This window comes from Mesorhizobium sp. WSM4841 (genome assembly GCF_055811515.1).
Map to the genome: position 1 here is coordinate 25,710 of NZ_JBVVQC010000045.1, position 10,897 is coordinate 36,606.

General features: G+C 62.6%; 12 protein-coding genes. 4 read left to right on the forward strand and 8 right to left on the reverse strand.

All coding sequences use genetic code 11. From position 1 onward, the window contains the following. Positions 1-16 precede the first annotated feature (16 nt). Positions 17-247 (forward strand): hypothetical protein, encoded by a 231-nt coding sequence (locus AC0L14_RS32010; RefSeq protein ID WP_292182999.1) that lies wholly within the window; start codon positions 17-19, stop codon positions 245-247. An 86-nt stretch (positions 248-333) separates the two neighbouring features. Here the strand turns inward: AC0L14_RS32010 and AC0L14_RS32015 are convergent, their stop codons facing one another. From AC0L14_RS32015 to AC0L14_RS32030, 4 genes are all read right to left on the reverse strand, one after another. Then, on the reverse strand, positions 334-579 hold the full coding sequence (locus AC0L14_RS32015; protein WP_473487976.1) for a DUF680 domain-containing protein: 246 nt from the start codon (positions 577-579) through the stop codon (positions 334-336). A 219-nt stretch (positions 580-798) separates the two neighbouring features. Further along, positions 799-1,446, reverse strand: coding sequence for a TetR/AcrR family transcriptional regulator (locus tag AC0L14_RS32020; RefSeq protein WP_473487975.1), 648 nt, complete (start codon positions 1,444-1,446; stop codon positions 799-801). 98 nt (positions 1,447-1,544) lie between these two features. Continuing rightward, positions 1,545-2,039, reverse strand: coding sequence for a MaoC family dehydratase (locus AC0L14_RS32025; protein ID WP_029348059.1), 495 nt, complete (start codon positions 2,037-2,039; stop codon positions 1,545-1,547). Between the two features lie 26 nt (positions 2,040-2,065). Continuing rightward, positions 2,066-2,881 carry an SDR family oxidoreductase gene (locus AC0L14_RS32030; protein WP_473487974.1) on the reverse strand — a complete coding sequence of 272 codons (816 nt, stop codon included), beginning with the start codon at positions 2,879-2,881 and terminating at the stop codon, positions 2,066-2,068. Positions 2,882-3,329: 448 nt separating this feature from the next. On the opposite strand from AC0L14_RS32030, the gene AC0L14_RS32035 reads away from it, so the two are divergent. Further along, positions 3,330-3,521, forward strand: coding sequence for a DUF2283 domain-containing protein (locus AC0L14_RS32035; protein WP_123151247.1), 192 nt, complete (start codon positions 3,330-3,332; stop codon positions 3,519-3,521). Positions 3,522-3,528: 7 nt separating this feature from the next. Here the strand turns inward: AC0L14_RS32035 and AC0L14_RS32040 are convergent, their stop codons facing one another. The 3 genes from AC0L14_RS32040 to AC0L14_RS32050 form a co-directional block, all read right to left on the reverse strand. Next, positions 3,529-6,660 (reverse strand): efflux RND transporter permease subunit, encoded by a 3,132-nt coding sequence (locus AC0L14_RS32040; RefSeq protein WP_473751887.1) that lies wholly within the window; start codon positions 6,658-6,660, stop codon positions 3,529-3,531. Further along, the gene (locus tag AC0L14_RS32045; protein WP_473751888.1) at positions 6,660-7,814 is read right to left on the reverse strand and encodes an efflux RND transporter periplasmic adaptor subunit; all 1,155 of its coding nucleotides are present in this window, start codon (positions 7,812-7,814) and stop codon (positions 6,660-6,662) included. The genes AC0L14_RS32040 and AC0L14_RS32045 overlap by 1 nt, the downstream gene beginning before the upstream one ends. A 260-nt stretch (positions 7,815-8,074) precedes the next feature. Next, positions 8,075-9,004, reverse strand: a complete 930-nt coding sequence (locus AC0L14_RS32050; RefSeq protein WP_473751889.1) for a LysR family transcriptional regulator — start codon at positions 9,002-9,004, stop codon at positions 8,075-8,077. A gap of 136 nt (positions 9,005-9,140) precedes the next feature. Between AC0L14_RS32050 and AC0L14_RS32055 the strand changes: the two genes are divergently transcribed. Further along, the gene (locus AC0L14_RS32055; RefSeq protein WP_473751890.1) at positions 9,141-9,431 is read left to right on the forward strand and encodes a hypothetical protein; all 291 of its coding nucleotides are present in this window, start codon (positions 9,141-9,143) and stop codon (positions 9,429-9,431) included. A gap of 42 nt (positions 9,432-9,473) precedes the next feature. Then, complete coding sequence (locus tag AC0L14_RS32060; RefSeq protein WP_473751892.1) at positions 9,474-9,770, forward strand: alpha/beta fold hydrolase; 297 nt, start codon at positions 9,474-9,476, stop codon at positions 9,768-9,770. 205 nt (positions 9,771-9,975) lie between these two features. On the opposite strand, the gene AC0L14_RS32065 is transcribed toward AC0L14_RS32060, so the two are convergent. Further along, entirely contained in the window at positions 9,976-10,404 is a 429-nt protein-coding gene (locus AC0L14_RS32065; protein ID WP_473548526.1) for a CBS domain-containing protein, read from the reverse strand. Positions 10,405-10,897: the final 493 nt, after the last annotated feature.

Genomic DNA, 10,897 nt, shown 5'->3' on the forward strand with positions numbered 1-10,897 from the left:
TCGAGGGAGAATGTCGATGCCGTCGAAATCGGCGCCGAATCCACCGGTCCAGAAGACGCCGGCCGTGCGCTCGTTCGAACACGAGCAGCACCAAGAACCAAACATTGAAGAGGAACTCGAGGAAGGGCTTGAGGACACGTTTCCGGCCAGTGATCCCGTGTCAATCACCGGGACCTCCATTTCCGGTGCTCCCGCAAGACCCGGCAAGGCCAAGATCGTGGCCGGAATGAAGAAGCGAAGGAAATAGCTTCCATCGGGCTCCAGCGGCGCCGGGCTGAAATGGCCACGAAAACGGGCGGTCAGGATTTCCTGTCGCCCTTTTGTCTTCGAACCTCAGAACGTGCTTGGCACGATCCACGGATCGATGTCGATACCGAGCCGCGGGCCCTTGTTTTCAGTCGAGCCGTTGCGAGTGGCCGAGCCTGACTTTTCGACCGATCCGGTCGCGTCGCAATCGAGCTCGATGTTGATGTCGGCGCAGGCTGCGGCCGGCGCCTGCTTGCCGGGCTGGCTCTGGCCGGCGAAGGCCGCGCCCGAGAATGCCAGGACGGCCGCGAGGGCGAAGATCGGCTTTCTCATCTTCTGTCTCCAGTTCAACCGCTGAATTTTCCGTACATGTACGGTAAAGCGTACATATACACCCGGCAATCAGAGGGTTCAAGCCAGAAGTCGTACATGTACGAAAATTTTATGTGGATGTTGGGAATCGCGTCGCACCAGCGCGCGCCGAGTTGCGCACGCGGCGCCGTTCACCCGTGCCGTACACGATCTTCAGGTACCCGAAACCGAAGGAACCTTTCAGCAGCAGTTGACCCGCGTCTCGGTCAGCGGCGGCACGTCCTGGGTGGCCAGCGCGGCAAGCGTGAAGTCGCACATCCGCTTGACGAAAGCCTGCTGGTCGCCGAACGGATAGAAAGGAAAGGTGATCAGCAGCGAGATCGTGCCGTGACCGACCGCCCATAGCATGGTGGCGATGGCGCGCGGGTCGCCCTTCAGCCTGCCGGCGGCAACGCAGGCCTCGACCCTATTGATCAGCACTTTCATCAACGGGTTGCCCTCTTGCATCTCGGCGAAGTTCCTGCCTTCCGGGGGCTTGACCTTTTCGGTCATGAACACCGTGCGATACTCGTTGGGGTTGCCAAGGCCGAAGGCCGCGTATTCGGTCATCACCACCCGCAGCGCCTCGATCGGATCGTCGGCCGGGTGATCCTCGATACGCTTTGCCAGAGTCTCGAACGCATCCTCGGCCAGCGCGAACAGAATGTCCTGCTTGTCGGCGAAATAGGAATAGACCGACATCGGTGCATAGCCGACGCGCTTGGCCAGCTTGCGTATGGTGAGGCCTTCATAGCCTTCCTCCTGCACGAGCTTGTGCGCCGCATCGACAAGTTCGGAGCGCAGTTCGGCCTTTTGTTTCTCGCGGCGTGTCTGGACGCTGAGCGGCAATTTTCGCCTGCCTTTATTGTTAGTGGCTGGCTAAATTATATACGCTGTACGGAATCGGACAAGATGATCGCCGTAACAGGGTTACCAGCGTTCGCCACTCAAGCCGCTTCTGGCTGGCGTTCGATCAATGTCAGCGTCAGCCAGCGCGCGGTCAGCGCCGGTTTTTTCGACCCCTCGATCTCGATGGTCACATCATGCGCCGTCTGCACCCAGCCCGACGGCCTGACCTTGACGTCGGCCAGCACGAATCGGGTGCGGATGCGCGCGCCGGTCTTCACCGGCGCCAGGAAGCGCAGCGAATCGAAGCCATGATTGACGCCCATCTTGCTGTTTTCGAGCGGCGGCATGGTCTCGAAGGTCATCGCCGACAAAAGCGAAAGCGACAGGAAGCCATGCGCGATGGTGCCGCCGAACGGCGTCTCGCGCTTGGCGCGCTCCGGATCGCAATGGATGAACTGGTGGTCGTCGGTGGCATCGGCGAATTGGTCGATCATGCGCTGCGAGACCACCCGCCAGGGCGACACGCCGACTTCCTTGCCGACGCTGGCCAGAAGCACATCGAGACTGATCGGTTCCACGCTGATGTCCTCCATTTCAACCGTCCGGAACGCGAGCGGCTTCATTCCTTGAACAGTGTCAGCCCATGCTGCACCGACTGCCCGCCATCGATCGGCAGGATGGCGCCGGTGACATAGCTGCCGGCACGGCTGCACAAATAGAGCGTTGCGCCGGCAATGTCATCCGGCGCGCCGATGCGGCCGATCGGAACATGGCCGCCGACATGCTTGGCCTGGTCCTCGGTCGCGGTGGCGAAGGCGGTCATCCGGCTCTGGAAGGGGCCGGGCGCGAACGCGTTGACGGTGACGCGGCGGGCGGCGAACTCGATCGCCAAGGTGCGCGTCAGATGATGAACAGCAGCCTTCGACGCAGCGTAAGAGTAGGCGTCGTCGGCCAATGGCTGCGTGCCCATCACCGAACCCAGATTGATCACCCGGGCCGGATCGGCATCGCTGGCGGCGGCGTCGAGCAGCGGCAGAAGCTCGCGCGTCAGATGGAAGACGGCGGTGACGTTGACGCCGAACACCTTGGCCCAGGCATGGTAGGGGAAGCTTTCCAGCGGCGCGCCCCAGGAAACGCCGGCATTGTTGACCAGGATGTTCAGCCGCTCGGCCCGCGCCTTGACCTCATCGACCAGCGCTGCGATGCCAGCTTCGCTGGAGACATCGCCGGCAAAGCCTTCGGCCCGGCCGGAGCCGCCGAGGCCGTTCAGTTCGCCGGCAACCCTGATGCAATCCTCGCCCTTGCGCGAGGCGATCATCACGGTTGCGCCGGCCCTGACCAAAGCGGTTGCAGCCATGCGGCCGATGCCGGTCGCAGCCCCGGTCACCAGCGCGGTCTTGCCGGCCACCGAAAACAGCTCGTCCAGATAGCTCATTGCAATTTCCTCCGGATAATTCCCTCGCTCCTGCCCCCTTGTCCAGACGAAATGGCTCGCGTTGACAAGGCTTCCCGAAGTACGATCATTCCTTGCCACGGGTAAAGTGCCTAAACCGAGGCGATGGGGCGCGTGTTGGCTGACTGGCCGGGCCCGGCGGCACGGTGTTGATCGGGATATGGCTGCGGAATGATTGCGAAACGCCCGCTGCTGTATACCAACCATGCCGAGACAGTCATTCGTGAACGTTCGCTCGACAACGCTGGATCGAACGAGCTGTGTGGGAACCGGATTGGCAAGCGGCGGATGTGAAAGACACCTCGGTGATACGTCTGTACAAGCGGGTGCCCGAAAATGGCAATCGCATCCTGCGCGTCGTCTGTGTGGTAACGCCTGAGGAAATCCGTATACTGTCTGTCTACTTCGATCGCGGGGCGAGAAGGCCGAAATGACACTCAAACTCGAATATGACCCGGAAGCTAATGCTGCCTACATCCGTTTTTCCTCGGAAGCGATTCAGGAAAGCGAGGAAGTTTCCGCAGGCATAGTCCTCGACTATGATGCTGAGGGTCACATCGTCGGCATGGAGGTGCTGGATGCCCGAGAACACCTTCCCGCCGCGATGTTGAAGGCTGCCTGACGCGAACCTACTCCGCCGGGTCGACATTGGTGTAGGCGGCTTCCTCGAGCTCGCGCTTCAGCCGCGATGCCTCTTCCACCTTGGGCGTGACGAAGCGGCCGAGCAGGAGATAGGCGACCGGCGTCAGGAACAGCGTCGACACGGTGGCCAAACCCAGGCCGCCGACGATCACCCAGCCGAGCGCGATGCGCGCCTCGGCGCCGGCGCCGCTCGCCAGCACCAGCGGCACACCGCCGAGCACGGTGCAGATCATCGTCATCACCACCGGCCGCAGCCGGATGGTGGAGGCCTGCTCGATCGCCTCGCGCACGCCGAGCCCGCGGTCGCGCAACTGATTGGCGAACTCGACGATCAGAATGCCGTTCTTGGCCATCACGCCGACCAGAAGCACCAGGCCGATCTGGCTGTAGGCGTTGAGGCTGGTGCCGCTGAGCAAAAGGGCAAAGATCGCGCAGGCAAGACCGAGCGGCACCGTCGCCATGATGATGACCGCGCTGACGAAGCTCTCGAACTGTGCGGCGAGCACCAAAAGAATGATGACCAGCGAGAAGCCGAAGATGGTGATCATGGCGCTGTTGGTCTCACCCAGCGTCGCCGCCTCGGCCAACGGAACGATGCGGCTGCCCGGCGGCAGAAGCGGTGTGGCGATTGCCTCGGCGCGGGTCAGCGCCTGGCCGAGTGCGAAATCGCCGCTGAGGTTGGAGGTGATCGCCACCGACGGCTGCTGCTGCTCGCGGGTCAGCGAGGGCGGCACGGCGCGCTCGGTCAAAGTGGCGATGGTCGACATCGGCACGAAGCGGCCGTCGGCCGTCTTCAGGAAGATGTTCTCCAAATCGGTCGGATCGTTGATCGGGTTGGTCGTCGAGACTAGCTTCACCCCGTAGCTGCGGTCGGCGATATAGACGTCGACGACATCATTGCCGTCGAGCATGGCCTGGGAGGTATCGGCAAGCCCGGTAATGTCGATGCCGAGGTCGGAAGCGCGCTCGCGGTCGATGGCGACGGAAAGTTGGGGTTGCGTCGGGTCGACGGAGAGCCGCGGCGACTGGAAGCGGGGATCCTTCTGCATCTCGGCGATGATCTTCACCGCAGCGTCGCCGAGCGCCGCACGGTTGTTGCCGACCAGCGCGAACTGCAGGCCGTTGCCGGCGCCGCGAATACCGAGGCTGTTGGGCTGTATCGGAAAGACGCGCACGCTCGGCACCTGCCGGGTGAGCCGGCTGATGTCGGCCATGATCTGCTGCTGGCTGCGGTCGCGCTCGTCCCATGGCGCCAGCGTCATCACCATGAAGCCGGCGTTGTAGGCGCCGTTCCGGCCGGCGCTCTCGAAGGTGTTGCGGATTTCGCCGGAATCGCGCAGCGGCTGGATCAGTTTTTCGATCTTCTGCATCTGCTGCGTCGTGTAGTCGAGGCTGACGCCTTGCGGCGCGTCGACGCGCATGAGCACGACGGCACGATCCTCGGTCGGCGTCAGTTCCTGGCGAATCGTGCCGAACAGCGTGAAGGCGGTGGCTCCAAACAGCAGCGCGACCAGGAGCACGATCCACGGCGCATCGAGGCAGGTGCGCAGGCAGCGCCGGTAGAGCCTGTTCAGCGCGCCGCCGATGCGGGCGCCGATGCCGCTGCCGCCTTCGTGATGAAGCGGCGCGACCGACAGCATGCGCGAGGCAAGCATCGGACAAAAGGTCAGCGCCACGACGGCGGACAGAAGCACCGATATTGCGAGAACGAAGCCGAATTCGCGAAACAGGCCGCCGGTCTGGCCGGGCAGGAAGGAGATCGGCACGAACACGGCGACCAGCGTCAGCGTCGTGGCGATGACGGCGAAGAACACTTCCTGGGCGCCAAGCACGGCCGCGGCGCGTGGCCCCATGCCTTCGTTGCGTCGTCGCACGATATTTTCGAGAACGACGATGGCGTCATCGACGACCAGGCCCGTCGCCAGCACCAGGGCGAGCAGCGTCAATATGTTGACCGAGAAGCCGGCGAGATAGATGGCGGCGATCGTCCCGATCATGGCGACCGGCATCGCAAGCCCCGGAATCAGCGTCGCGCGCCAGTCGAGGAGAAACACGTAGATGACGATCAGCACGATGGAGACGGACAGGCCGAGTGCGATTTCGACTTCATGCACCGCGCCGTTGACGAAGACCGCATCGTCGCTGGTGACCTTGATCGACATGCCCTGGGGCAGATCCGCCTGCAGCGTGGCGACCGCGGCCCTGACGCCGGTCGAAATATCCAGCGTGTTCGATTCCGCCTGGCGGATGATGCCGAGACCGATGCCGGTCTTGCCGTTCGAGCGCAATGTGGTCTGGCCGATGTCGGGGCCGAGCGTGACGGTGGCGACGTCGCGGATGCGGGTCGTGCCGCCGATGATGATGTTTTCGAACTCCTCCGGCGTGGTCACGTCCGCCGTCGGACGCACGATCAGGTCCTGGTTGGTCGTGGTGATCGAACCGGCCGGCGAATCGAAAGCGACCGAAGCCAGCGCTGTCCTCAGGTCGGCGACGGTGAAGCCCAGGCTGGCAAGTTTGTTCTGGTTGACATCGATGCGGAAGATCTTGTCGCGGTCGCCATAGACCTGGACGTCGGCAACGCCGGGCACGGCGGCAAGCTCGTCCTCGATCTGGTCCTGGACCAGCACCGTCATGTCCTGCACCGACATTGTGTCGGAGGTGACAGCCAGCCGCATCACCGGCTCGGAATTGGCGTCGGCCTTGACGATGCGCGGCGCATCCGCCGTGTCAGGCATCTGGTCGACGACGCGGCCAACGCCATCGCGCACATCGGAGGCGGCGACGTCGAGGTCGACGCCGTCGTTGAATTCGATGGTGACGCGGCTCGTGCCGAAGGACGAGGTGGACGAGATCGACTTCACACCGGAGACGCGGGCGACCGCGCCCTCAATCACGTCGGTCAATTCGCGGTCGACGGTCTCGGCCGCAGCGCCTTCAAAGGTCGTGTTAACGGTGACGACGGCGCGATCGACATCAGGCAGTTCGCGGACCTCGACACCGTAGAAGGCAGCAAGGCCGGCGACCGCGATCAGCGTGTTCAAGACCAAGGCCATCACCGGCCTGCGGATGAACAGCGCGGTGAAGCCTGTGTCGCCGGCGGCGTTGTTGGTTGCGGTCATCAGCCGTCGGCGTCCGCGGCGCGCTGTTCTTCGCCGGCGATGCGGACCTCGCCGCCTTCGCTGACGCTCTGGGTGCCTTCGGTCACCACCAAGTCGCCGCTGACGATCGGGGCGTCGATCAGCACGGTCTCGGTGTTGCGCTGGATGATGCGCACGGCCACCCGCTTGGCCTTGCCGTCCACGATGGCCCAGATATAGGCGCCGTCCGAACCCCACTGGATCGCCAGCGGACTGACCGCCGGATAGCTGTCGCCGGGGAATTTCATGGAGATCTGGAAGGACATGCCGGCACGCAGCGAATCGGCCGGGTTGGCGATCTTTGCCTTGACCAGGAGGGTACGGCTGGCTTCATCGATGTGGTTGTCGATAGCGGAAACCGTACCGGTATAGGCTTTGTTGGGATTGGCAATCGGCGTCGCCGACAATTGCACGCCGATCTTGACGGCGGCGGCGAAGCGCTCCGGCACCCAGAATTCGACCAGTATGCTGGAGCGGTCGTCGAGGGTGGCGACCGCCGACTGGCTGGTCACATAGTTGCCGGCGGCAATCGGCAGGATGCCGACGACACCGGCGATCGGTGCGACGATCGAGCGGCGCTGCAAGGCCAGTTCCACATCCCGAAGCGCCAGCTTGGCATTGGCCAGCACCACTTCGGCATCGGCAACGGCGACCGCTGTCGCAGCGTTGGAAGCCCGCAGCGATTTGACCCGGACGAGCTTGGCCTGCGCGTCCTGCAAAGCAACTTTGGCGCGGTCCTGTGCGATCACCTCGGTGTCGGAATCGAGGGTGGCGATCACCTGCCCCTTTTCGACATGCGCGCCGGACTCGACCAGGAATTCTACGAGGCGGCCGGAACTGTAGGGATTGACCGTCACCGAGGCGTTGGCGCGGCCGGTGCCGATCGCCTGCAGGCGATCGTTGATGATGGCGGCGGACGCCGGCAATGCAACGATAGTCACCCGCTGGCCGGCGGCGTTGCTGCTGCCTGCTTGCCCGGCGTTATCGACGGCGCCCGTTGGTGGCGTTGCGGCATAAGCCCAGTCGATGCCCCAGCGCGCCAGCACATCCGGCGCGCCTGGAAAAAAGCGAACCCAGGCGGCCGCAGCCGCGACGAGGATCACAAGTGCAAATACGATCTGTTTCCAGGTGGCCATCGGCGCTCCGGTTGGCAAATATACCGCCTACGGTTCCCAAGGTGAAGTAGACGCGACGGCACACTCCGACACGCAGGATGACTCGTCGATATCAAAGCTTTATGGCAATTCTCCTGCTCGCTTGCACATTAAATCGGCGTAACGTTGGTAGGGCTACGCCTGAGTCAAACTGCATCAGCCGGCTACTGCAAAAGGGGGTAGTGGGTCAGTTTAACGTCCGGCGATGCGGCGGAAGAAGCGCTTGGTGCGCAGGATCGGCTTCAGATGTGCCTCCCTTTGCTATCAATCCTCTTCAAGTCGAGCCGCGGAATGAGGAAGTCCAAGAATGCTTTAACCTTGGGCGGCTGAACGCCGCCTCCTGGCCGGATCGCATAGAGGGTCGGTTCGGGCCCTGCCCACTCGGGCAGGACACGAACCAGTCTTCCAGCCGCAACGTCCGACTTGACGCGCACATGGTTGGTCATGAACAGGCCAACTCCCTCCAGCAGGAACCCGTGAAGAGCCTCTGGATCGCTGGCGACGGCCACTGCTCGTACTTTGAACTGGGACTGCTCGCCGCCGCTCGACAGGGGCCATTCTACAGCCGGACGATTGAAATAGAATTCTGTCAACAGACAGGCATGTTCTGCCAGCTCCGAAGGATGCTGTGGCATTCCCGCACGTTCCAGGTAGGTCGGGGCTCCATAGATGCCCATCGGTAATGCGCCGAGCCGCCGAGCCGTGAGCGTGGAATCGGGCAGGGTGCCTTCCTGGAGCCGGAAAGCGACGTGGATGTCCTTGGTGACAAGATCGACGACCTCGTGCCCAAGAAGCAATTGCGGGAACACCTCTGGATAGAAGCGGCGAAACTCGGTGAGCAGCGGAGCGAGGACGCGAGTTGCCAGCCAGTACGGGGCTGTAATCCGAAGCCACCCGCGCGGATGTTGCTGCAACTCCGCCACTGCGTTCTCCGCATCCTCCAGATTCTTCACGACTCGCTCGCAGTGCTGGAAATATACCGCGCCCGCTTCAGTCAGCTTCAGGCTGCGCGTTGTCCGATTCAGCAGTTGTGTGTGCAGTCTGGATTCCAGCTCCTGCACCTTTCGGCTGACCCGTGTCTTCGGCACCTTGAGCATGCGCGCCGCCGCTGTGAAGCTCCCTTCCTGCACCACCTTTACGAAAGCGACCGTATCGCTGAAGTCGCGCAGCATATGAGTCCTCCAGCAAATTCGGATTGTCTCTCATTTTGAGACATTGATGTCCGAATCCACTCGATAATGAAGCCACATCCTTGGGGGTAGATCATGATTGTCCTATCAACAGCAAAGTCCAACTGGAGAAACTGCCATGATCAAATCCCTAGCGATCGCCGTCGGTGCGCTGACGCTTTCGGCAACTGCTGCCGACGCACAGAGCGCGCCGCTCCGCAATATCATTCTCGTCCACGGCGCCTTTGCCGACGGAACTGGATGGCGAGGCGTCTACGACCAGCCGGCGACGCTGCCAATGTTGCGGGCCTCGTCTATGTCGCTGCCTTCGCTCCAGATGTCGGTCAATCCACGCTGGACCAATATGCCGAGGTTCCTCCGCCGCCGAACTTTCAGCCTGACGTGCAGCCCGATGGCTTCGCGTGCCTGAAGACTGAGACGTTTAAGGCCGGCTTTGCCGGGGATGCCAACAATGCCGACGCCGCATTCCCTGCGCGACTCCCAGGTGCCGATCGCTATGAAGGCGCTTGAGGCCAAGGTGACGACGGCGGCGTGGAAGACCAAGCCAAGCTGGTACGTTGTCGCGACTGAGGACGGCGCTATTGCGCCCGAACTGCTTCGGAGCACCGCCGATCGCATTGGGGCGGTCACGACCGAGGTCAAAGGCAGCCATGTGGTGTTCCTTACCCAGCCGCAGGCCGTAGCCGAGGTCATCGAACAGGCTGCCAAGGGTGTGGTGCTGGGCGATACCGCGGTGGCACCGAACTGACATCGCCCAATCGTAGCTCTGAGCCACGGCCAAGAGCGCAAGCGGAAACGTGCAAGATACTGGTGCAGCCGGGAGCATCATCGACGCTCCCGGGCAATATGACAGGAAGGCCGGATTTAGGGCCGGTCGAGCCGTCGCTTTGAGACGCGACAGCGCTAATGCGGGCCGCTGAACTCAGTCCGATCTCGCCTGCCGGGCAACACGCTTACGTCGCGTGTGCGCCGCCGGGTACGACCACGCCGGACATCGCGATGCCGACGGTTGCCGGATCTTCCTTCAGCGCCGCGTCCGCGAGCGAGACCACGCCCACCAGGCGCTTGTCGCGATTGAGGACAGGCAACCGCCTGACCTGGATATCGCCCATGTTCTGGACGACGTGCTCGATATCTTCGTCCTCGAAGCAGTATTTGACATCCTCAGTCATCACGTCGCGGACCGTCGCGTTGCCGTTTTTGCCTTCGGCGACCGCACGCACGACGATGTCACGGTCGGTGATCGTTCCGACGAGTCGGTCGTTTTCTCCGACGGGGAGGAATCCGACATCGTCAACCGCCATTCGTTTCGCGATTTTCTGCAGCGACTCGTCAGGACTGGCGAGATGGACGTTGGGGGTCATTATCTCAGCGACTTTCATGGTGAATCTCCCTGTTTGCGCCCAGAACGGCACCAGCGCCCTGCGGTCGTCGACCGATATTGGTCTGAAGGACTTATTGAGGGCCTCAGGCCTGTCGCGCTGCGACGCTCGCTCGGCGGTCCCGTTCTTCGCTGATGGAACTAACAGCCGGGCCGAATGGTTCCAGCCATGATCCTTGAATTTTCCTGTTTTGTTCCCACATAAGCTCACAGGACCGGAGACGGCTCCGCCGCATGGGGGCAGGTGAGTTCCTGGTCCCGTGCGGTTCAAATTTTCATGGTGGGAACCTTCGGATCGTGGCAATCCAGCCGGTCTACCGGAAGTTGTCCAGCCCGGAGACAGAGGTAACAAATCGTACCTAAGACATGGTGTGGTGCACCCTGAACTGGGACGCAGAAAGGGTAACAGTTCTCCGTAAAAAAGACGGAAATGGTTGTTGACACTTTGGACGGCTGCCGACTATATACGCCTCACCAACGAGGGCGGCGCGCCG